This window comes from Neobacillus sp. SRL179 (genome assembly GCF_984799095.1).
In genome coordinates, this window is the sequence record NZ_OZ481792.1 from 3,475,345 (window position 1) to 3,498,813 (window position 23,469).

The window sequence follows — 23,469 nt, forward strand, 5'->3', positions numbered from 1 at the left end:
AATATATAGTTGCGCGGCCTTAGGTTGTAAGGTCGCGCACAAGTACTATTTATTTAAGGCTATTCTTTTGCTATTGTGTCACAAAAACGACTTTTGTTCAAGAATTGTTTGAATTTTTGTGACCATTAAATCAATGGCAACATGGTTTTGTCCGCCTTCTGGAATGATAATATCTGCATAACGTTTCGTTGGTTCAATAAATTGATTATGCATAGGGCGGACCACATTTAAATATTGATCAATGACAGAATCAAACGTCCGTCCCCGTTCTCTAATGTCACGTGTAAGCCGGCGGATAATTCTTAAGTCCGCATCGGTATCAACGTACAATTTAATGTCCATTAGATTGCGTAGACGTTCATCTTCTAGCACAAGTATTCCTTCTAAAATAATTACATCTTTCGGGTCAACTGGGATTACCTTGTTTGAACGAGTATGGATAGAATAATCGTATACAGGTTTCTCAATTGGTTCATAGCGTAAAAGCTTTCCAATATGTTCAATCAATAAATCATTATCAAAAGCCAGCGGATGATCATAATTCGTCTTTAATCGTTCCTCAAATGGCAATTCATGCTGGTCTTTATAATAATAATCTTGTTCAATCACTAAGATAGAATGATCCTTCAAGCTTTCATAAATGGCTTTCGTTACACTGGTTTTTCCGGAGCCGGAGCCGCCGGTTACTCCAATAACAACCGGTTTGCGCATTATGCGTTCTCCTTTCGCATCATGTTGTTAGGGTATACCGGTTTGTCCAATTTAAATTGCACAATCTGAAGCGGATGTCTGGCTGCATCCAATTCATTACCTTTTTCATCCCAAATTTTATCAACCACATGTGTAAAGTTTTGAATTTCTGGACCGAAGAATTCTACTTCTTCCCCTGGTTTAAAATGATTTCGCTGCTGTAATGTTACCATTTGTGTTTCTTCATTATAATCCAACACAAGACCCACAAATTCAAACTTTGTCTTCTTGCTATGATTACCAAACATTTGCTCTTTATACCCAGGAACACCTTCGAAAAATGCTGGTGCCGTTTCCCGGTTTGCACATTTATCAAGTTCCTCTAACCAACTTTTCTTAATGACAAAGTTCTCAGGATCAGCACAATAGGCATCGATCACTTTTCGATAAACACTGACAACAGTCGCAATATAATGAATCGATTTCATTCGGCCCTCGATTTTCAAGCTATCAATGCCGAGTTCAATCATTTTCGGAATCGCTTGAATTAAATTAAGATCTTTAGGACTCATGGCAAACGGTGCATCCGTGTCTTCAAATAGAGCTGTTTCCTGGTCACTCTCTTCAAGCTTGTAAAGATCGTAATCCCAGCGGCATGATTGACAGCAGCCCCCGCGGTTAGAATCCCGAGCGGTCATATGATTACTTAATGTACAGCGGCCAGAATAAGCAATACACATTGCACCATGGACAAAGGTTTCAATTTCAATATCAACTTTATCCTTCATTTCTCTAATTTCTTCCGCACCAACTTCACGTGCTAAAACAACACGAGATGCCCCAGCCTCTCTCCAAAACTCGGCCGCTTTCCAGTTTGATAGTGATTGCTGGGTACTAATATGAATTTCGATCTCAGGAGCAAGTCGGCGACAGGTCTCAATAATGAGTGGATCAGCGACAATTATTCCAGCTATTCCTGTCTCCTTCAACCCAAGAATATACTCTTCAAGACCATCCATATTTTCATTATGAGCAAAAATATTGGTGGTCACGTAAATTTTAGCTCCATATTTCTTAGCAAACTCCACTCCTTCTTTCATTTCTTCGAAAGTGAAGTTATCGGCATTTGAACGGAGGCCATATTCCTGCCCGCCAATAAAAACCGCATCCGCGCCATAATGAACAGCAATTTTTAATTTTTCAAGATTGCCTGCTGGTGCAAGGAGTTCCGGCTTCTTTACAATGACACGTTTCCCATCAATTATTTCTGAGATTTTGTCTTTAACTGTATTCACGAGTGAACCCCTCCCTTAGTAAACTGTTTCTTTGAAAAAGAACCCTGTATCTAACGGACGATTGGCAGGTTGAATGTCTTCAATAGCCGATAATAATTCGTCCTTTTTATCTTCATATTCATCTGGATCTTCCACACATAAATCAATGGCTTCACGATATGCTTTTGTAACAGCAAGAATATATTCTCGGCTCTTTAAGATTCCATCGATTTTAAAGGAGTCGACACCTGCTTCTACCATATCCTGAAGCTCGTCAATAATACAAATATCGTTAGGGCTCATAATATGCGTTCCATTTTCATCCTCAAATATCGGGTATTTATTAGCCCGCTCTTTATCGTGTAAAAACATATTTTTTTCCATTTTGCGATTTTCAATTTCCATAACTTTACCTTGATGCTCGTAATAGTTACCAAGTAACGAACGCTTGGATTGGAACATACAGCTCATGCCATGGACCTGAACTTCGATTTCTACTTCAGCCTTTTCCTTTATTTCTACGATGGCCTCCATATTAATCTCTCGAGCTAAAACAGACCTTTTTGCACCCTTTGTACCCCAATAGTTACATGTGAACCAGTTGGTTCCAGTTGTCTCTGTATTCCAATGCTGCTTCATCTCCGGAGCTGCTTCTCGTGCTGTCATTAAAACAGCAGGATCACCGAAGATAATAGCATCCGCCTTTGCTTTTGCCGCAAATTGAATATAGTTGTCAAGTTCTGCTATTTTTTCATTGTGAAAAATAGCATTCATCGCCACATATACTTTTTTCCCCTTGCTATGTGCTAGCTCAATAGCCTTTTGAACGTCTTCGCGATTAAATTCACCTGCAAGCCGTAACCCGTAGCGTTGTTCCCCAACAACAAAGGCATCCGCCCCAGCCTCGGCAAGTGGCAATATATCGTCAACTGTCAGTGGAGTGACAAGCAATTCTGGTTTCTTCATTTCCTTTCACCTCTCCTTTTGCTGATGGCTACCCCGTCCCCGACTGGAAGTATAACTGTGTTATATTCTGGATGGTTCATCAGCCATTGGTTAAAATCAGCAATTTTCTTAACAAGATTACGGGTTCTTTTTGACTCGATCTCTTGTTCAGCAACAAGACCTTTAAACAAGACATTATCGGTAATAATAATTCCGTCACGATTCAGGTATTTTTCATAAATCTCAAAGAACTTTTTATATTGCCCTTTCGCAGCATCAATAAAAATAGCATCAAACGGGGCATGTCCACTAACAATTTCCTCAACCTCTAAGGCATCACCTTCGATAAGTGTAACTTGCGCACCATTTTCAGAGCGATTAATAAACTCTTTTGCTGCTAGAATTCGTTCAACATCCCGCTCAATAGTGACAATTGCCGCGTCAGGAATTGCTACAGCCATACGCAGTGCCGAATAGCCAATGGCTGTTCCTACCTCTAGGATTTTTTTTGAACGTTGGATCCGTAACAATTGGAGCATGGTTTCGATACCGGCTAGTTCCATGATGGGAACCTGATGCTCGTGTGCGTAGTGCTCCATTTCTGATAACAGTTGGTTACGCTCTGGTATAAGGCCTTCAATATAAGAATGCAGCTTCTCGTTTAACAAGCTGCCCTCACCTCTATCCTGTATAAAGCATGGTTTGATAAAATTCGTCCAAAGAGTCAAATACATTTATTTTCTCACAAATAAACGAACTTTAGACATGAAAAAATAGCGTTCACAGATATGGAAAGCTTCAGCAAGCTGAAGAATTCAACTTGGTGCACCTTTGGGCATAGCCGCAAAAGTCCCTTACTGTGTGTTACGCTATAAGATACTTATTAAAACACCTGAACTATTTTACCATAAAAAACAGGGGAATGCTAACTCTTCCCCCGAGAATTTTACATTATTTTTTACTAGTGATATGCTTTGCTTTTTGTTGATTATGTTCTTCCAGTGTCTTTGTGAAAATAACATCGCCTTCTGACGTTGCAAGAAAATAATAATAATCCGTTTTCTTAGGCTCAAGAGCTGCTTCAATTGAAATTTTTCCAGAATTGGCTATCGGTCCAGGAGGCAGTCCCGTATTTTTATAAGTATTATAGGGTGAATTGACTTCTAAATCCTCATATAAGACCTTATCTTTATGTTTTCCTTGTGCATATAAAACAGTCGGATCAGTCTGTAATGGCATTCCTTTATCCATCCGATTATAAAATACACTAGCAATCGTTTTCCTGTCAGCCTTGTTGGTCGCTTCTTCCTCTACCAAAGATGCCATTGTTAATAATTGATGAACGGACAGTTTCTTTTCCTTACTCTCATCTGTATATTCTGCTAAGACGGTCCGTGTTTGATCTAGCATAGCCGTGACCATTTCCTCTACAGAAGGATTTGGTTTATAAAATGGATAAGTTGCTGGAAATAGATATCCTTCCAATGGATATTTTACAGTGGAATGCATAATTTCTTCTGTCAAGATGTCTGGGTATTTGAGCATAAGTGATTTGATAAATTCTTTATCATTCAATTTTGCAAATACTTGATCTTCGTTTTGGTTAGTAGCTTTTGCCATAATAGCAGCTATTTCGATAAGCTGTTTGCCTTCGGGAATAGTTATTTTGAAACTTGCTTTTGCTAAAACCTTGCCTGTTTTCAGACGGGTAACAATTTCAGGAACATCCATCGACGGACTCAGTTGATAATCTCCCGCCATAAATCCGCCTTCATTTTTCAATTTAACATAATACTTAAATACCTTTGCATTCTTAATAATTCCCTTTGCTTCTAAAGTCTCAGCAATTCCCGTTACCGATGATCCTAAAGGAATTTCCACTGTCTTCTGCTTTTTACTGTTAGAATCTAAAGGGTTAAGTGCTGATTGTATGTAGAGATAACCGCCACCGCCAACTATAACGATGAATAATAGCAATAAAATAGAAATAATTAAAACAATCTTACGGACAAGTTTAGCTTCGTTATGTTGTTCTAGCATTTTTTTTTGAATAACATCTTTCTTTGTACCTTTATCATCTGTTGTCATCATTTTCCCCCTTTCCCCTAAAACAAGGTTGGAACCAATTTGGTCAACCTTTTTAAATAATATAAAAATCGACATTGTAATAATTTCAGCATATAGTAAGAAAAATGTCAATTTATCAGCGAATATGTCAATTATACTCATTTTTTTCAAAAAAAGGAACCAGCCATTATTTGACCGGTTCCTTCAGATTATTATTCTTCTTCTTCGTTAAACGTATTAAATACCTCTTCAACCATATCCCATTCTTCTTCCGTTTCGATTTCCATTAATTCTCCGAAACCGCCATCTTCTGTAGGAATATACGCATAAGTAAGAATATCAATTTCTTCTTCCTCATCTTCATTTGCACCTACTGGATAAAAGAAAACATAGGACTTTTCAAACTCATCTGAGTCAAAGGTGAAAAGTATTTCAAATAATTGCTCATCGCCATTTTCATCTACAAGTGTGATATAGCGATCTTCTTCATCGTGTTGATGATTATGGTTGTGATCGTGTTCGTTTGTCATTTCCTACACCTCATTAATTTTTGCTATCAAGATATCCTTGAAGTATCATCACTGCTGCCATTTTATCAATGACCTTTTTACGTTTTTTTCGGCTCACATCTGCTTCAAGCAATACACGCTCAGCTGCCATTGTTGTAAGACGCTCGTCCCATAAAACAGTAGGGACAGCAAATTTACTTTCAATTTCAGACGCAAATTGCTTACTCGCTTCTCCGCGGGGTCCAATCGTCCCATTCATATTTTTAGGAAGGCCGATGACAACAGTATCAATTTGATACTCCTTTATTAATTGCCCAATTTCCTCAAAACCAAACTCCTGTTTTTCTTCATTGATCTTGAGAGTTTTCAGACCTTGTGCGGTCCATCCTAACTCATCACTAACGGCAACGCCGACAGTTTTTGAGCCTACATCTAACCCCATTACACGCATTACTTAACCTCACGTTGTTGTTTAAGATATGATTTGACTAGTTCCTCAATAATTTCATCCCGTTCAAGCTTGCGAATAATGTTTCGGGCATCGCGATGACGAGGGATATAGGCAGGATCTCCAGATAAAAGGTATCCAACTATTTGATTAATAGGGTTATAGCCCTTCTCCTGTAACGCTTCATAGACCTGCAAAAGAACATCAGTTACATCATGTTCAAACGGTTCTTCCGGAAAATTAAATCGCATTGTTTTGTCAAATGAGCTCATTTCATGCACCTCGCTTATTTGTTGACGAGAAATATATTGTCTTGCTGCCACCCAAGGCAAGCTGCTGCAGCTTTTCTAGTTTAGTTACCTATATTTTACACTACTTTGTCTCATTATCAAATTGATTTTACCCATTCTTCCACGAATTGCAGGGCAGTATCTAATTTTTCAGGATCCTTACCACCGGCTTGAGCCATATCAGGACGGCCTCCACCGCCTCCGCCGCAACGAGTGGCCACCTCTTTAATTAATTTGCCTGCATGGAAGCCTTTTTCAATTAAGTCCTTCGTTACTGCAGCAATTAAATTTACCTTTCCTTCATGAGCACTACCGAGAACAAGTACAACTGAGCCGAGTTTTTGTTTGAGATCATCGGCCATATTTCTTAAATTGTTCATATCGGCACCTTGAACTCTTGCTGCTAAAACCTTGATGCCGTTAATATCCCTTACATTGGATACAAGATTACCAGCCTCAATATTTCCAAGCTTGGCTGCTAGAGATTCATTCTCTCGTTGAAGCTGCTTCATTTCAGCCATTAAACCTTCAATCCGATTTACAATCTCCTTAGGATTTGTTTTTAATTTTTCTGCAGCATCCTTTAACAAACTAACTTGTTCATTTAATGAGCGATAAGCTGCCTCCCCTGTTACGGCCTCAATTCTTCTTGTTCCAGCACCAATTCCGCCTTCTGAAACAATTTTAAATAAACCAATAACAGATGTATTCGGTACATGGCAGCCGCCACAAAGCTCAAGACTAAAATCTCCAACTTTTACTACACGGACAATTTCACCATATTTTTCACCAAAAAGCGCCATAGCCCCCATTGCTTTTGCTTCAGCGATTGGTTTTAAGCTGATGTCCACTTCGATGTTTTTCCAAATTTGTTCGTTTACGATATTCTCGATTTGTTCAAGTTCTTCGGGTTTTATTTGTCCAAAATGAGAAAAGTCAAAACGAAGACGATCTGGTTCAACAAGGGAGCCAGCTTGGTTTACATGTTCTCCAAGTACATCTTTTAATGCTCTTTGAAGCAGATGGGTTGCTGTATGGTTTTTAATAATTTTAACGCGGCTTTTAGCGTCAACTGTTGCGGTTACCTGTTGATTCGTCTTTAAGGTGCCACTCTTCACTACAACACTATGAAGGTTTTGACCATTCGGTGCTTTTTGTACATCCTTAACCGCTGCGCTTCCGCCTTCCCCTTCTATTAAGCCACGGTCAGCAATTTGTCCGCCGCTTTCAGCATAAAATGGGGTTACATCAAGAATAAGCTGTACCTCTTCACCACTAACCGCTTCGTCTACGAGTTCACCGTTTTTAATTATAGCTGCTACAGTGGATTGTGACTTTAGTTCGTCATATCCAATGAATTTACTTTTGACCGTGACATCACGAAGGACACCACCTTGAACTTGCATGGAATCAACATCATGACGGGCTTTCCGTGCACGTTCACGCTGTTGCTCCATCTCCACTTCAAAGCCTTCATGATCTACCTTCATGCCTTCTTCTTCGGCATATTCTTCTGTTAATTCTACTGGAAATCCGTACGTGTCATAAAGACGGAAAACATCTGCGCCCGTGATCGTATCACTTTCATTTTCCTTTTCCTTTTTAATGACACTTTCTAAAATTGCCAGGCCTTCATGAAGAGTTTCATGGAAACGCTCTTCTTCATTTTTAATAACTTTTTGAATAAATTCTGTCTTGTTGACTACTTCCGGATAAAAATCCTGCATAATTTCGCCGACAACCGGAACAAGTTCAAACATAAATGGCCGATTAATATCGATTTGTTTTGCATAGCGAACTGCTCGGCGAAGTAAGCGGCGCAGCACATAGCCACGGCCTTCGTTTGATGGCAATGCTCCATCACCCACCGCAAAGGCAACCGTACGAATATGGTCAGCGATTACTTTAAAGGCTACATCTATCTCTTTATCTACTCCATATTTTTGGCCAGAAATTTCTTCTGTTGCCCGAATAATAGGGATAAATAAATCAGTATCAAAGTTAGTTGGGACATTTTGAACAACTGATGCCATCCGCTCTAATCCCATGCCAGTATCAATGTTTTTCTTTGGCAGCGGTGTATAAGTACCATCCGGGTTATGGTTAAATTGAGAGAACACAAGGTTCCAGACTTCAAGGTAACGCTCATTCTCACCGCCAGGATATAATTCAGGATCACTAGGGTCATTTCCATATTCTGGTCCTCTGTCATAGAAGATTTCCGTATTTGGACCACTTGGGCCTTCCCCAATGTCCCAGAAGTTCCCCTCAAGCCGGATAATACGTTCTTCAGGGATGCCGATTTTTTTATTCCAAATTTCATAGGCTTCATGGTCCTCCGGATGAACAGTAACACTTAAGAGTTCAGGCTCAAAACCAATCCATTTGTCAGAGGTAAGAAATTCCCATGCCCAAACAATCGCTTCATCTTTGAAATATTCACCGATTGAAAAGTTCCCCAGCATCTCAAAAAATGTATGATGGCGAGCTGTTTTACCAACATTTTCAATGTCATTAGTCCGGATTGATTTTTGCGCATTTGTAATCCGTGGATTTTCTGGCACAACTCGGCCATCAAAGTATTTCTTTAGTGTTGCTACACCACTATTGATCCACAATAATGATGGATCATCATGCGGAACAAGTGAGGCACTTGGTTCAATTGTATGCCCTTTTTCCTCTTTAAAAAACTGTAGAAACATCGAGCGGATTTGTGATCCTGTTAAGTTTTTCATCTATAAAACCTCCTTTTAATTAGAAAAGCGAAGTACACTAGCCGCTGGGTGCTGGAGCTAGACACTAAAAAAGCATACAAAAAAGCCCTCATCCCAAAAACAGGGACGAGAGCTAATCTCGCGGTACCACCCTGATTATGGATACAAAAAGCATATCCATCTCTCAATCATCGCCTTAACGCGGCTGTGACGGCAGTGATTAGCTGCACTCCGGATTAGCTTTCTGTCATCCTTCATCTAGAGCTTTTTTCAGCCTTGAAAGCTCCTCTCTTATACGCCTTAATGCGTTACAGATGGACTACAACATACTTGATCCTTCTACATGTTTAAACAAATATAGTATATGACGAATTATAGCCACCAAAAAAACGTTTGTCAATTTGATTTGTTTAAATGACAGAGGCTATTTAATATTATTGTGATATGAAATGATTTTTTGCATGAATAATACCAACTTTAAGGACGGCCAAAACAGGAACTGCCACGATTAGCCCAATAACCCCTCCGACTTCACCACCAGCTGTTAACGCCGCCATAATTAATAATGGATGCATATGCAAACTTTTTCCGACAATATACGGCGATAATATATTTCCTTCGATAAATTGCAGACCAAAGACAATGATGACTGTGACAATCACTAATTTGGTTGAAGTGGTGGCTGCAATAATGATAGCAGGAACTGCTCCAATTATCGGTCCAAAATATGGGATGACATTGGTAGCACCAACAATGAGCCCTAAGAGTAAAGGATATTTCAAATGAAAAATCCAGAATAAAAGGGACGAAAGCGTACCGATGATGACACATACAAGGAGTTGACCTCGAATGTAGCTCCCTAATGATTGATCTACATCCCTTAAAAATAGCGTTCCTTTTTTTCGCCACTTCTTTGGGGTTAGATACCATGCCGTCCTTTTTATTAAAGGAAAATCCTTTAGCAAATAAAAAGTAATAAACGGAATAATCATCAACAGTAACGCTGAATTTAAAAAACCAATTAAAATATTTACAATAATGGTCAATAGTGAATCTAATTTCGTTTCAAAGGCATCTATACCTTCATCCATTCTTGCTTGAAGTCCATCTGGCCATTCTCTTGTATGTGATTGTAGTGAGTCAATCCAATTACGATATTGCTCAGCAAAGACAGGCGCACTTTCTGATAAATCTTTTATTTGATCAATCACAACCGGTATACCTTTATATAAAACAAAACCTAACCCGCCAAAAAAAATAAAATAAATGAGAAAAATAGCTAGTCCTCTATGAAGACCCTTTTCATGTAATCCCTCCACAATGGGATGGAGTAAATAAGTAATAAACCCAGCGATAAAAAAAGGGAGTATAATCGTTGCTGCTAATTTTACTATTGGCATCCATAAAGAATTTATTTTCAAAAATACAAAAATCGCGATTAATAAAAGGAGCAAAAATCCAATCCGATAATACCATTTCAATCGAATATCCACTTCACAGCCTCCTCGACAGTTAGTGTTCGAGACTGACCTTGGAAATATACAGGCTGATAGTCAAAAATCCCCCTCATTTTTGAGGGGGATAACCTTAAAATATCGCTCGCTTTACCTTTTTTTGCATTCTTTTCATTTGACGGGCTGACATCATATTATTTCTTTGTGCAATATTATATGCTGCCATCCCAGCACCAAAAGCGATCATTGTCGTCATCATTTTATTCATCCGTCTCACCTCTTATAAAAATTTTTATAGGGTGTAACGACGTTCTTCTTCTTCAAACAAATCATCTAAGGAACTAAGTGACCCGTCTTCTTCGACCTGATGGGTGTTGATTAGACCTTTATTTACGGAGAGTTCAATAAAACAATTCCAACAATAATATTGGCTGATACCAATTTTACCGATATCTTTACTTTGACAATTGGGACACTTTAACATAAAAGGACACCTCACGTATTTCTACATCTACGATAATGGCATCCTTTCCGATCGCTAAGGGCTTCCCGGATTGAATGACTTGTTTACCTTCCGATATATCCGAAAAGAAGCCATCCGTGATTTCGTACCCTACGATTGTGCCCAATTCTTCCTGAAAATATACATCTTTTAACAATCCGAGTGACTCACCGCTCTTTGAGAGCATCATCATTCCATCTAACGAATGTTGATGATTTAATGTAAATTCAGGGCTCTCCGCTAACTTTTTTAAATGGTCGGTATCCTCGACCATCACCCCATCCAAGCCAAAGGAGGCCACTTTTTGAATGTCCAGAAAAAAAGTTTGTTTAAAGAATACGCCTTTTTTCACTAAGAGGCCCTGAACTTTGCCGGTGCTAGAAATGCATAGATCACTTATTTCACCAATCTTCGTTCCACTTTTAGTGTCAAAGACCGGCTGCCCTTTCAATAGAGAAAATGTCCGCAAAGAGTGTCACCTCCTGTGAACATTTATAGTTTCAGTCATTTACCATGAAATCATAAGGTGTAACGTTTTCCATTCCTACCATCGGATTCACTAGCATCAATTCCTCCTCGTAGGATAATTCACCTGTTGCTTTTGTTTCCAGTACAGGAATTTCCTTTTTTTCGTTTATACTTGGCAAGGACTCTTGTAATTTTAAGCAGAGTGTCGTCTGTCTGCTCAATTCGTCTGCCCTTTCAATCCCCATCCTAAGCGCATCTTCTTCACCACAAATAATCAACGATTGTTTACTTCTTGTGATGGCTGTATAAATTAAATTTCTTTGCAGCATGCGGTAATAGCTTCTTGTAATCGGCAGAATAACAATTGGAAATTCACTGCCCTGCGACTTATGTACCGAACAACAGTAAGCATGCGTGATTTGGTTCAAGTCCTGCTTCGTATATTCCACTTCATTTCCTTCAAAGGAAAGATAAATCATATCTTGTTTTTCAGTGTTTTCCTTCGCATAAATAATCGAAATAATTTCACCAATATCTCCGTTAAAAACATTGTTTTCTGGTTTATTCACTAGTTGAAGCACTTTATCACCAATGCGATATTTTACATCACCAAAAGCAATTTCCTTCCGTTTGCCGTCAGGGTTGGGATTAAAAATTTCCTGCAGCAGTACATTTAAACGATCAATACCGGCTGGCCCACGGTACATTGGTGCTAACACTTGTATATCTTTTGCCGTATAGCCCTTATTTTTGGCATTTAGAGCCACCTTTTCGACCACTTGTGCTACCTGTGCGGTTGAACATTTAATAAAGGAGCGGTCAGCTTGTTTGGCCGTAACGTTAGCAGGGAGATACCCCTTTTTAATATCATGCGCTAGTTCAATAATGGAAGAACCTTGTGCCTGACGGTAAATATCGGTCAGACGAACAGTTGGAATCCGCTCTGATTGTAGTAAGTCTTTTAAGACTTGACCTGGTCCGACAGAGGGGAGCTGGTCCTCATCCCCCACCATGATGACTTGAATATGTTCTGGCAATGCTTTAAACAATTGGTTGGCAAGCCATATATCAAGCATTGAGGTTTCGTCGACAATTAAGATTTTTCCTTCAAGCGGGCTGGCATCATCGTGGTCAAAACCTTCTGAGCCATTAAAGCCAAGAAGACGATGGATGGTGACCGCCGGTAATCCTGTCGATTCTGTCATTCGTTTGGCGGCCCTTCCGGTTGGTGCCGCAAGTAAAAATGGGAAGGGTTCATCCTTTTTGTAATAGTCCTTAATCTCCAGTGAACACCCATGCAATTCTGCATAAAGTTCGACAATCCCTTTAATTACAGTTGTTTTCCCAGTACCCGGTCCACCTGTTAAAATCAGCATTGGCGACATAAGTGCCGTTTGAATCGCTTCTCTCTGTGTGGGGGCATATTGAACCCCGAGCCGTTCTTCGAGTCCACCTAAAGCCAGGAGAAATTCCGATTCAGGAAATTGATCCTTATATTCTGTTTGCTGTAAGATCTGGCTGATACTTGTGACAAGTCCTTTTTCCGCAAAAAATAAGGAAGGCAGGTAAACTCGTTTTTCCTCACCAATTAATTTACCCTCTTCTTCAAGTTTAACAAGCTCATTTGCGATATCCGCGAAAGGAACTTCCTCGCTTTTGTTATTCTCGAGAAGTGATTTGACCTGTTCTAGCAAGTCTTCCACATGCATGTATACATGACCTGTTTGCATGCTTTCATTTTCGAGCGTATAAAGGCAGGCAGCTTTTATTCGGTCGGGATGGCTGCCGGAAAGTCCAAGCTGGTATCCAAGATCATCAGCGCGGCCAAAACCGATTCCTTCAATATCTTCAACGAGTTTATACGGATTTTTTTGAATGATATCAAGGGTAGTTTCTTTATAGGCTTGATAAATCCGCATCGAAATTTGGGGGCCAAAGCCATATTGGTTTAAGGCGACCATGACTTGTTCAAGCCCTTGATGTTCCATCAAGGTATCATAAAGCATTTTTGCTTTTTCAGGAGGAAGCTTAGGAATGGAGTCGAGTAAGGAAGGCTGATTAAGAATTTTTGAAATCGCATTATCCCCTAAGGTATTAACAATGCTCTCCGCTGTTTTCTTCCCAATTCCTTTAAACATTTCTCCAGAAAGATAGGCAATCACCCCTTGTTTGGTTTGAGGCATATCTTTCCGAAAATGGTTGGTATGAAATTGTACTCCAAACTTTGGATGCTCCTTAAATTCACCAAAAAAGATATAGGTTTCTTGATCATGGATTTTGGGAAAATAGCCAGTTACTACGGCTTCTTTATCGTCATATTGATCATTTGTTTCATCCACTCGGATGCGCAAAACGGTATATAGATTTTGTTCATTGTGAAAAATGGTTACAATCGGCCTTCCCTTAACAAACTTACCTTGTTCCGCAAATAGATCCAGCGTGTCTTGCTTTTCCATTTGGCTCCCTCCCTTCAACAAAGATTTTATAATTACAAGTTACTTTCAAGTAAATTCTTAGCATGACCGGCAAGCAGGTGGTCTGGTTGAATCTCGAGTGCTTTATTTAGCATTTCTAGGGCCTTTTGTGCATCTTCTTTAAACGCATAGGAAACCCCTAAATTATAATAAGCATCGGAATGATCTGGGTCTAGCTCAATACAGGCTTGCAATTGAGTAATAGCTTCGTCAATCAGTTCGAGCTGAGCCAGACATAGTCCATATTGAAAACGGGCTTCTGCATCATTTTCGTTTAATTCGACACTTCTTTGTAAGTACGGAAGGGCAAAACGGCCTTGATCTTGTTGAACAAGTGTTAACCCTAACATAAAGAAATTGTCACTAGATTGCAGTCCTTTTTTCATCGCTGTTTCAAACATTTTTTGTGCTTCAGTGAAACGATCGTGACTGAATAAGACATTACCTATACTATAGAAAGCTGCAGCGGCGTTTTCATCGACTTCAATGGCCTTTTGGTAAAATTTCAAGGCTTTTTCATCATCGCCGACAGCAGATAGAACATTGCCAAAATTAATGAATGCAACTGGATCATTCGGATTTTCTTCAATGGCCTCATTAAAGGCTTTTGCGGCCTCTTCCCAGTTGCCTTCTTGCATGTATTGTACACCTAATTGGTTTTTATCCATTTTTCCAACTCCAATCCTATCAGAAAGTATACCATATTTTTGTTGGAAATTATCTTAGCATCTTGAGGGAATTGCGGGCTGGTTGTTTTCCCGCGTGAATCTGGACTTTTCCCGCGCACTTTCTCGGTTTTCCCGCGTAAATCCCAGTTATTCCCGCGCACTTTTTCATTTATTCCGCCAAACAGAAAAAAGCCCCGACTCCAATGAAGGAATCAGGGTCTCACTTAACCAACATATGTTAACCGTTCACCATTTTTATAAACTTCATCAATCGTTCCGCCGCCAAGACATTCGTCGCCATGATAAAAAACAGCTGCTTGTCCTGGGGTAATAGCCCGGATGGGATCATGGAAAATCACTTGGACTTTATCATCTTCCAAGAGACGAACTGTCACCTTATGATCCTCCTGACGGTAACGAAATTTGGCCGTACAATCAAACTCGGCAGGCTTTTCTCGATTTGAAACCCAACTTACATTGACAGCGGTGATCGCATCAGAATATAGCTTTTCATGATGAAAACCTTGACCAACATATAGGATGTTTCTTTTTAGATCCTTACCGATGGCAAACCACGGCTCACCGGAACCGCCAATGCCCAAGCCATGGCGCTGTCCGATGGTATGATACATGAGCCCTTCGTGTTTACCTTTAATTTCCCCTTCAAAGGTTTCCATATTACCAGGCTGAGCCGGTAAATATTGACCTAAGAATTCCTTAAAGTTCCGTTCTCCAATAAAGCAAATACCGGTGCTGTCCTTTTTCGCAGCTGTAGCTAGGTTTGCTTCCTTGGCAATTTCCCGTACTCGAGGTTTTTCAAGGTCGCCGATTGGGAACATGACCTTACTTAGCTGTTCTTGAGACAACTGGTTCAAGAAGTACGTTTGGTCTTTATTTTCATCCAGTCCGCGAAGCATTTTATATTCGCCGTCACGGTATTCGACACGCGCATAATGCCCTGTGGCAAGGTAATCCGCCCCTAAATTCACGGCATGCTCGAGGAATGCTTTAAATTTTATTTCTTTATTACACATGACATCTGGGTTCGGGGTACGACCAGCTTTATATTCATCAAGGAAGTAGGTAAATACCTTATCCCAATATTGTTTTTCAAAATTCACGGCATAATAAGGGATGCCAATTTGATTGCAAACACGAATGACATCTTCGTAGTCTTCTGTTGCCGTACAAACACCGTTATCATCGGTATCATCCCAGTTTTTCATAAATATGCCGATTACGTCATAACCCTGTTGTTTTAATAAAAGCGCCGCAACAGAGGAGTCCACGCCGCCAGACATCCCAACAACAACTCTCGTATCTTTTGGGTCTTTTCTTTCCATTTGTTTCACCTCTCTCTTCTTGCTGCATCATAAGAAGATTTATTTTTTCAGCCGCGAGACCACCTTCGCAATTTCCTCCGCTGTCTTGATGACTTCTTCTGTTGTCGTGTTGAGACCAAAACTAAATCGGATGGAATTGGAGATTCGCTCTGATTGTTTACCAAACATTGCAACAAGGACATGGGATGGTTCGATGGAGCCGGCCGTGCACGCAGAACCGCTAGAAACAGCAATACCTGCTAAATCAAGATTGACCAGCATCGCCTCCACACTTGTCCCGGGAAAGCTTAAGTTTAATACATGTGGCAGCGAATATTCAAGCGATCCGTTTAGGAAAAATTCTACATTCTGTTCACGAAGTGTTTGCATCAATACTTCCTTGAATTCCTTATACCGTTCACTTTTAACTGCCCGTTCTTCACTCGCTATAAGGACTGCTTCATGAAATCCAACGATAGACGAAACATTTTCCGTTCCTGCCCGTCTTTTTCTTTCCTGCTCGCCGCCAAAAGACCGCGGAACTATTTTTACTGTTGATCGGACATAAAGAAAGCCCATACCTTTCGGGCCATTAATTTTGTGTGCTGAAACAGATAATAAATCAACGTTGCTCTGATTAACATCAATCTGTTCAATTCCATAGGCTTGAACAGCATCTGTATGAAAAAGGGCTTGATGATTTTGCAATAGCTGCCCTATTTCTGTAATAGGCTGAAGCGTTCCTACTTCATTGTTTCCGTACATCACAGATACGAGAATCGTGTCGTCTCTTAATGCCGCTTGGAGTTCCGAGATGGAGATTCTCCCTGTTTCATCAACAGGCAAATACGTTACCTCAAAGCCCATTTTTTCTAACTTTTTGCAAGCGTGAAGTACGGCATGATGTTCCACTTCGGTTGTAATAATATGTTTACCGTTCTTCTGGTAACTTTCAGCTGCACCAAATAAGGCCATATTGTCAGCTTCCGTTCCTCCGCCTGTAAAAATAATTTCGTTTTCCTTTGCACCAATACTTTGTGCAAGGGCAGCCCGCGCTAAATCAATATGATGGCGGGCTTCCCTGCCAAAAGAATGAATGCTAGAGGGATTTCCGAACGTAGCATTCATAACATTAATCATTTTATCAATCACTTTAGGGTGCATGGGTGTTGTCGCTGCATGATCGAGATAAATTCGTTCCATTTGTTACACCTTCAATCAAAATAATTCTCTATTATTCCATTTAACATTAAATATAATACATATAACCTTCTATTTCTTGATCATCACTATGATTAGCCAGGTCCTCAATCGTTGTATTTTCCAATACGTCTCTAATGGCATCGCGAATTCGAATCCATAGTTCGCGTTTAGCTGGCTCTTCTTCTTCAATTCCCTCTACCGGTGTAATCGGACCTTCTAGGACACGGATGACGTCGCCTGCCGTAATTTTAGAAGGCTCATCTGTTAAAATATAACCGCCGTATGCTCCCCGAATACTTTTTACTAGACCAGCATTCCGAAGCGGGGCAATCAACTGTTCTAAATAATGTTCTGATAAGTCGTTTGCCTGAGCAATAGTCTTTAATGAGGTAGGACCCTCTCCGTGTTTCTTAGCAAGCTCAATCATAATGGTAAGGCCATAACGGCCTTTAGTTGAGATTTTCATTTATTGCACCCCTATTCATAGATCTATCTATTTTTAAACAATAAATTCTTAGTAATTTTATAGGCATTAAAATTATATCATATTCTTCTTTAATATGCTTTTTCAAGCGAAAATGGTATTGTTAAAAGAAGAAACGCCCTTTTGAGGTGTTCATTAACCACTGGGTACTGATAAAAAAATCAAAGTTCAGTTCATTTTTGGAGAGATGATTATGCAGCAAAAACCATTAGCCTATCGAATGCGGCCAAGAACGATTGACGAAATCGTCGGTCAGGAGCATCTGGTTGGGGACGGAAAAATTATAGCTAGAATGGTGAAAGCCAAACAGCTGGCATCGATGATTTTATATGGACCTCCAGGCATTGGAAAAACCTCTATTGCAAGTGCAATAGCAGGCAGCACTAAATATGCTTTTCGCACACTGAATGCAGTCACCAATAATAAAAAGGATATGGAAATTGTCGCTGCCGAGGCAAAGATGTCAGGAAAAGTAATCCTGCTTCTTGATGAAGTCCACCGTTTAGATAAAGCAAAGCAAGATTTTTTACTTCCTTTTTTGGAAAATGGAATGATTGTATTAATTGGGGCAACAACCAGTAATCCCTACCATGCTATTAACCCAGCTATCCGCAGCCGCTGTCAAATTTTTGAACTAAAGCCGCTTTCCCCTGATGAGGTAAAGCTGGCGTTATTGCGTGCTCTCGAAGACGACGAACGTGGCTTTGGAAAAATAAAGGTTGATATAACTGAAGAGGCCTTGATGCATTTTGCTCAGGGAGCCAATGGTGACGTAAGGAGCTCCTTAAACGCACTAGAGTTAGCGATTCTTTCAACCGATCAAGATGAAACGGGTACGATTCATATCGATGTTAAAACAGCGGAAGAATGTTTACAGAAGAAGAGCTTGGTCGCGGATAAAGACGGGGATGGCCACTATGATGTCCTATCGGCCTTTCAAAAATCAATTCGCGGCAGTGATGTTAACGCAGCCCTACATTATCTCGGCAGATTAATTGAAGCGGGCGATTTGCCGAGTATTGCCCGTCGATTAATTGTCATTGCTTATGAGGATATCGGACTGGCCAATCCACAAGCAGGTGCGCGGACATTGGCAGCTATTGAAACAGCTGAAAGAATTGGCTTTCCCGAAGCAAGGATTCCACTTGCAAATGCTGTAATTGAACTATGCTTATCACCAAAATCAAATTCAGCCGTTTTAGCCATCTCAGCAGCACTTGAGGATATTCAAAAAGGGATCGTCGGCGAGGTTCCCGACCATCTTAAAGATGCCCATTATAAAGGAGCCAAGGATCTTGGCCGAGGAATTGGTTACTTGTATCCCCACGACTATGAAAATGGCTGGGTGCCGCAGCAGTATTTACCGAATAAATTAAAGAACAAAAAATACTATCAGCCGAAAAAAACAGGAAAATTTGAACAGGCACTCGCATCTGTGTATGAAAGGTTAACTAAAAAATAACATAAAATATCCCTGCGTAAATGCCTTTACGCAGGGATATTTTTTTAAGACTATAGATAAAATTCTCCAGGGATTTTCCCGAATTTTCTACGATGATAGAGTAGAGGGTCGCTGTTTGCACTCTGTATGTCAATGACCTCTCCAATTAAAATCGTATGATCCCCTGCTTCAATCGTTTTATAGGTTTTACACTGGAATACACCCGCTGCACCAGCAATTATCGGCAGTTTATGTTCAGAAAGGCTCCATTCACAATTCTTAAACCGGTCAATCCCTCTAGAAGCAAATAAAGAACAAATATCACTTTGATCTCCAGCTAATATATTGACAGCAAATTTTTCAGTTCCAGTAAACGTCTGATACGTTCCAACCCGTTTGTCAATCGACCATAGAATTAATAAGGGGTCAATGGAAACGGATGCAAATGAATTGACGGTAAGACCAAGTGGCTGCTCGTTCTCTTCAACGGTTGTAACAACGGTAACACCTGTTGGGTAATTGCCCATTACTTCTTTAAAGAGTTCTATGTTATTTTTCTCCATATTTACTTCACCTTTCTTTTTACCTAATTTGTATATGTAAAACAACTTAATAAGCATAACATTTAGAAAACAACTATACTATACCATTGCCATTAGATCCTATTCCACTAAGAAGCTTTAAAAAGTACAAACACCCTTGCTAACATATCTCCCATTGCCTAATCCATTTGGTTGCAACCCATTTTTCCCCGGCCTGGATAGGCAGACTGGTATGTAAGGACTTGCGGTCAACTTGACTTTTATTATTTCCATAGTGAAAATAAACGGCCGTTCCTTTTTTCGGGACGATCGATATTCCGGCTTTCGGGAAAACGGTCTCTCCTCCACTAGGTACATCATTTAGATAGATTAATAGTGTACCAATACGCTGACCACCTTTGTCTGCTCTCACCTTTGCGGGCGGAAAATAATCAAAATGAGGTTTATATTCTTCCCCCACCTTATAGTTCAACACTTGTAGTCCTTCGCCATTTTCGATTGGATAATTTGTTAATTCAGCAATTCTTTTCTCAATGGTTGATACCAAATGATTCTCGCCGAGTTGATAATACATCCCTTTACTCGTTCTGCCGGATGCTGCCTTTTCCTCCCCAGTAAGGGAATCTATAATTTGGGAAGGCTGTAACCTGTCCTTTGATAGACTGATTAGCTGATCACATTCTTCGTAACTTAATACATGATCTAAATGAAGGATAAATGGCTGATCTACCCTAGAGAGGACTTTAATTTTCCGATCATTCGTCACAATTTCATTACCCTTTTGACCCATTTCAGGAACTTCATAGTAATAGGGGCTATGACTATGATGATTATTCGTAGTAATGGATTGATTTCCGACAATACGTAAAAGCGTGCTATATGCAAAGGTTGTATCAAACCCCTTTTTGATCATGGCTTTTACAATGGCTTCCGGGCTTACCCCACTTTTCAAAGTATTGGTAATCCAATCCATTAATTCACTGGAGATTTGCTTGATTTTTTCCATTTAATCCTTCTCCTTTTAGAACGCAGGCAGTAAACTTTTTATTCTGATATTTACATATATTTTGGGGGTTTGTAGACAGTTTATCGATAAACTGAATATTTTTCAAACCTTTTATTTCCGCTTTGGATTGGCTCTATATGCATGAAAAAAATTGCTGGCCTGTTTCGACCAGCAATTTTTTTTGAGGTTCTACTATGCTGCAACATCACGTTTTTTGAAGACGGAAAAGGCTAAGAATTGGAATAGGGCAAAGTAAAGCAATAGCATCATAACGGAAAAACCTAACGTCATCCCTTCCACCATTGGTGTACCTTCAAAATATTGCATTAAATCTGTGTTGGCAAATAAGATGTATTTGGCCCAGCTAAACTTCATGGACAATAAGGCGGTAAATTGGGCACCTGTAAACAATAAAAACAATGATAATCCGATGGCAAGGGAACTATTTCGAAAAACAGATGAAATCATGAACGCCATTGTCACAAGCATAATCGTGTCAATTGAATTTAATGCATAATAAATCAACAAATGGACCCCCATATTCTGCTCAGTGACATGACCATTATTATAATTTAAGTATGGAACGGCTTGATCAGGAATACCAAATAGAATAACGCCTAAGAGGGCTGAAAAGATAAACAAGATGGCCAGCATGAACAAGGCAAATAATAGCACCGTTAAATATTTAGATAATAAGATTTTGCTTCGGTTAATAGGACGGATCAACAATAATTTGATCGTTCCCCAGTTAAACTCACTTGCCACAATTCCAGCAGAAATGATTATGATAAATAAACCCGCCAATATAATCAGTTGAGACGTATCTTTCACGAAGGTCCAAATGGAATATTTTTCACGGGTCGGAATATCATGAGCCATTCGATAGTCATTAATAGCGATTTCTTTTTTAAAAAATTGTTTTTCCATGTTTGATTGACTCTGGTCCATTTGATGCTTTAAGGCATTGTTTTCCTCTTGTAAAACTTGCTTCCAATTTTTATCTTGAACCACATCCATATCATTTTGTTCCGACCTAATGATAATCCCCATTAGGGTCACAGCCACTAGTAGAATAGCAATCATCACAAATGTTCCAGGCCTTCTAAATATTTTCATCCATTCATTTTTAATTAAATTACCCACGAATTGCCGCCCCCTTTTCTGATGTTACTTCAAGGAAGCGGTCCTCTAATGTTTTCGCGACTTCTTTAATCCCAAAAACGGATATATCCGCTTCGACGAACCTTTTTACTAAGGCTGGTATTTCTTCTTTTGTAAGTTCAACCGTAATTCCATTTCTCGAATGGTTTGCATTAACATTAGGATAGTTCATCTCGACAAGGGCTATGGCCTTTTCACTAGGAATGACCTCCAGCTCAAATGATACTTTAGTGTCTTGGACAAATTCCTGGACAAGCTGGACATCAATTAATCGCCCATTTTGAATAATGCCGATTCTATCACACATCATTTCCATTTCCGACAGCAAGTGACTGGAAACAATCACCGCCATATTCTTTTCTCGAGCCAGCCGTCGGACATAATCACGAATTTCTCTAATTCCGGCAGGATCCAGGCCATTCGTAGGTTCATCAAGGATTAATACATCCGGATCATGCAAGAGACATTGTGCTAGTCCCAATCTTTGCCTCATCCCTAATGAGTAGGTTTTTACTTTGTCATGAATCCGTTCCGTTAATCCCACCAATTCCACCGTTTCGGCAATTTTTTCCTTTGTTATTCCTCTAGCCATTCGGGCATAATGAACAAGGTTTTGATAACCTGTTAAAAATTTATACATTTCCGGATTTTCAACGATGGCACCAATATGACCTACTGCTTCTTCAAACTGGGATTTGATACTTGCGCCGCCAACAATGATATCTCCAGAGGTAATGCCCATCAAACCAACAATCATCCTAATCGTCGTTGTTTTTCCCGCCCCATTGGGACCTAAAAATCCAAAGACTTCCCCTTTATTTACTTGGAAGCTGATATGATCTATGATGGTTCTTCCTTTGATGACCTTCGTTACGTCTTTTAATTCTACAATCGTTTCCAAAGTCTCTCTCCTTTTTTAATCAAACTTACTCATTTAAGTGTACCTTATTTTAGAAAAATATTCCTTTCGTTTCCCGATTAAAAAAGCCCTCAACTTGAAAAAGTTAAGGGCTCTGCCAATTATTTTTCATCTGAAACGCGCTGGATTTTAATATCTTTTAGTAATTGTCTTACCACGTAGCTCGCCATTATTAAACCTGCGGCAGATGGGACGAAGGCATTGGATGCAGGCGGCATTTGTGCTTTACGAATGGGTGCATTTTCGTTTCCGACTTCTTTTTTAATATCTTCGCGAATGACAATGGGGCTTTCATCTGAAAAAACAACCGGAATTCCTTTATGAATTCGTTCCTTGCGAAGCCGTGTACGGATTACCTTGGCAATCGGATCAGTATGCGTCTTGGAAATATCTGCGATTTGGAAGCGAGTAGGATCCATTTTATTGGCTGCTCCCATGCTCGAAATAATGGGTATGTTTCTTTTTAGACATTCTTTCATTAAATGAATTTTATAAACGATTGTATCAGAAGCATCAACGACAAAGTCTAGTTTATGACTGAATATTTCTTCGTACGTTTCTTCTGTATAAAACATCTTTAATGAGATAACTTCACAATCAGGATTAATATCTTTAATCCGCTCTTGCATGATGTCTACTTTTGGCCTTCCAACGGTTGATAATAGGGCAATTAACTGGCGGTTAATGTTGGTGATATCTACATCATCTTTATCAATTAATATTAAGCGGCCAACACCAGAGCGTGCTAAGGCCTCAGCAGCAAATGAGCCGACACCGCCAATACCTAAAACGGCGACCGTGCTGTTCTTCATAATAGTTAATCCATCTTTACCGATTGCAAGCTCATTGCGGGAAAATTGGTGTAACAATGACATTCACTCCATATTA

The 23,469-nt window shown here is 39.7% G+C and carries 24 protein-coding genes; 1 reads left to right on the forward strand and 23 read right to left on the reverse strand.

Annotation, left to right across the window (positions count from 1 at the left end; all coding sequences use genetic code 11):
• Window positions 1-78: 78 nt before the first annotated feature.
• From udk to cymR, 18 genes are all read right to left on the reverse strand, one after another.
• Window positions 79-714: a uridine kinase gene (udk, locus tag AC4E8C_RS17260; protein ID WP_490212598.1), complete on the reverse strand. Its 636-nt coding sequence runs from the start codon at window positions 712-714 to the stop codon at window positions 79-81.
• Window positions 711-1,985 (reverse strand): peptidase U32 family protein, encoded by a 1,275-nt coding sequence (locus AC4E8C_RS17265; RefSeq protein ID WP_490207882.1) that lies wholly within the window; start codon window positions 1,983-1,985, stop codon window positions 711-713. The genes udk and AC4E8C_RS17265 overlap by 4 nt, the downstream gene beginning before the upstream one ends.
• A gap of 15 nt (window positions 1,986-2,000) precedes the next feature.
• Entirely contained in the window at window positions 2,001-2,930 is a 930-nt protein-coding gene (locus tag AC4E8C_RS17270; RefSeq protein WP_490207883.1) for a peptidase U32 family protein, read from the reverse strand.
• The gene (locus AC4E8C_RS17275; protein WP_490207884.1) at window positions 2,927-3,577 is read right to left on the reverse strand and encodes an O-methyltransferase; all 651 of its coding nucleotides are present in this window, start codon (window positions 3,575-3,577) and stop codon (window positions 2,927-2,929) included. The genes AC4E8C_RS17270 and AC4E8C_RS17275 overlap by 4 nt, the downstream gene beginning before the upstream one ends.
• A gap of 283 nt (window positions 3,578-3,860) precedes the next feature.
• Window positions 3,861-4,997 (reverse strand): endolytic transglycosylase MltG, encoded by a 1,137-nt coding sequence (gene mltG / locus AC4E8C_RS17280; RefSeq protein WP_490212599.1) that lies wholly within the window; start codon window positions 4,995-4,997, stop codon window positions 3,861-3,863.
• A gap of 191 nt (window positions 4,998-5,188) precedes the next feature.
• Window positions 5,189-5,506, reverse strand: coding sequence for a DUF1292 domain-containing protein (locus AC4E8C_RS17285; RefSeq protein ID WP_490207885.1), 318 nt, complete (start codon window positions 5,504-5,506; stop codon window positions 5,189-5,191).
• 13 nt (window positions 5,507-5,519) lie between these two features.
• Complete coding sequence (ruvX, locus tag AC4E8C_RS17290) at window positions 5,520-5,936, reverse strand: Holliday junction resolvase RuvX (protein ID WP_490207886.1); 417 nt, start codon at window positions 5,934-5,936, stop codon at window positions 5,520-5,522.
• Window positions 5,936-6,205, reverse strand: a complete 270-nt coding sequence (locus AC4E8C_RS17295; protein WP_490207888.1) for an IreB family regulatory phosphoprotein — start codon at window positions 6,203-6,205, stop codon at window positions 5,936-5,938. The genes ruvX and AC4E8C_RS17295 overlap by 1 nt, the downstream gene beginning before the upstream one ends.
• A gap of 116 nt (window positions 6,206-6,321) precedes the next feature.
• Window positions 6,322-8,958 carry an alanine--tRNA ligase gene (gene alaS / locus AC4E8C_RS17300; RefSeq protein WP_490207889.1) on the reverse strand — a complete coding sequence of 879 codons (2,637 nt, stop codon included), beginning with the start codon at window positions 8,956-8,958 and terminating at the stop codon, window positions 6,322-6,324.
• 413 nt (window positions 8,959-9,371) lie between these two features.
• Window positions 9,372-10,430 carry an AI-2E family transporter gene (locus AC4E8C_RS17305; protein ID WP_490207890.1) on the reverse strand — a complete coding sequence of 353 codons (1,059 nt, stop codon included), beginning with the start codon at window positions 10,428-10,430 and terminating at the stop codon, window positions 9,372-9,374.
• Between the two features lie 94 nt (window positions 10,431-10,524).
• Window positions 10,525-10,659 carry a YrzQ family protein gene (locus AC4E8C_RS17310; RefSeq protein ID WP_490207891.1) on the reverse strand — a complete coding sequence of 45 codons (135 nt, stop codon included), beginning with the start codon at window positions 10,657-10,659 and terminating at the stop codon, window positions 10,525-10,527.
• Between the two features lie 24 nt (window positions 10,660-10,683).
• On the reverse strand, window positions 10,684-10,875 hold the full coding sequence (locus tag AC4E8C_RS17315; RefSeq protein ID WP_490207892.1) for a hypothetical protein: 192 nt from the start codon (window positions 10,873-10,875) through the stop codon (window positions 10,684-10,686).
• Entirely contained in the window at window positions 10,847-11,362 is a 516-nt protein-coding gene (locus tag AC4E8C_RS17320; RefSeq protein ID WP_490207893.1) for a PRC-barrel domain-containing protein, read from the reverse strand. The genes AC4E8C_RS17315 and AC4E8C_RS17320 overlap by 29 nt, the downstream gene beginning before the upstream one ends.
• A gap of 31 nt (window positions 11,363-11,393) precedes the next feature.
• Window positions 11,394-13,817 (reverse strand): SF1B family DNA helicase RecD2, encoded by a 2,424-nt coding sequence (recD2, locus tag AC4E8C_RS17325; RefSeq protein WP_490207894.1) that lies wholly within the window; start codon window positions 13,815-13,817, stop codon window positions 11,394-11,396.
• 32 nt (window positions 13,818-13,849) lie between these two features.
• Entirely contained in the window at window positions 13,850-14,503 is a 654-nt protein-coding gene (locus AC4E8C_RS17330) for a tetratricopeptide repeat protein (RefSeq protein WP_490207895.1), read from the reverse strand.
• Window positions 14,504-14,727: 224 nt separating this feature from the next.
• A complete protein-coding gene (gene mnmA / locus AC4E8C_RS17335) occupies window positions 14,728-15,846 on the reverse strand; it encodes a tRNA 2-thiouridine(34) synthase MnmA (protein WP_490207897.1) in 1,119 nt (372 codons plus the stop codon).
• A gap of 39 nt (window positions 15,847-15,885) precedes the next feature.
• Window positions 15,886-17,028: a cysteine desulfurase family protein gene (locus AC4E8C_RS17340; protein WP_490207898.1), complete on the reverse strand. Its 1,143-nt coding sequence runs from the start codon at window positions 17,026-17,028 to the stop codon at window positions 15,886-15,888.
• A 46-nt stretch (window positions 17,029-17,074) separates the two neighbouring features.
• Entirely contained in the window at window positions 17,075-17,494 is a 420-nt protein-coding gene (cymR, locus tag AC4E8C_RS17345) for a cysteine metabolism transcriptional regulator CymR (protein ID WP_490207900.1), read from the reverse strand.
• A 211-nt stretch (window positions 17,495-17,705) separates the two neighbouring features.
• Between cymR and AC4E8C_RS17350 the strand changes: the two genes are divergently transcribed.
• On the forward strand, window positions 17,706-18,974 hold the full coding sequence (locus tag AC4E8C_RS17350; protein ID WP_490207902.1) for a replication-associated recombination protein A: 1,269 nt from the start codon (window positions 17,706-17,708) through the stop codon (window positions 18,972-18,974).
• Between the two features lie 50 nt (window positions 18,975-19,024).
• On the opposite strand, the gene AC4E8C_RS17355 is transcribed toward AC4E8C_RS17350, so the two are convergent.
• From AC4E8C_RS17355 to AC4E8C_RS17375, 5 genes are all read right to left on the reverse strand, one after another.
• On the reverse strand, window positions 19,025-19,516 hold the full coding sequence (locus AC4E8C_RS17355) for a flavin reductase family protein (RefSeq protein WP_490207903.1): 492 nt from the start codon (window positions 19,514-19,516) through the stop codon (window positions 19,025-19,027).
• Between the two features lie 139 nt (window positions 19,517-19,655).
• Window positions 19,656-20,501, reverse strand: a complete 846-nt coding sequence (locus AC4E8C_RS17360; protein ID WP_490207905.1) for a 2OG-Fe(II) oxygenase — start codon at window positions 20,499-20,501, stop codon at window positions 19,656-19,658.
• Between the two features lie 192 nt (window positions 20,502-20,693).
• A complete protein-coding gene (locus AC4E8C_RS17365) occupies window positions 20,694-21,644 on the reverse strand; it encodes an ABC transporter permease (protein ID WP_490207907.1) in 951 nt (316 codons plus the stop codon).
• Window positions 21,637-22,563, reverse strand: a complete 927-nt coding sequence (locus AC4E8C_RS17370) for an ABC transporter ATP-binding protein (RefSeq protein WP_490207909.1) — start codon at window positions 22,561-22,563, stop codon at window positions 21,637-21,639. Before AC4E8C_RS17370 ends, AC4E8C_RS17365 begins: the two co-directional genes overlap by 8 nt.
• A gap of 119 nt (window positions 22,564-22,682) precedes the next feature.
• Window positions 22,683-23,450 carry a tRNA threonylcarbamoyladenosine dehydratase gene (locus AC4E8C_RS17375; protein WP_490207911.1) on the reverse strand — a complete coding sequence of 256 codons (768 nt, stop codon included), beginning with the start codon at window positions 23,448-23,450 and terminating at the stop codon, window positions 22,683-22,685.
• Window positions 23,451-23,469: the final 19 nt, after the last annotated feature.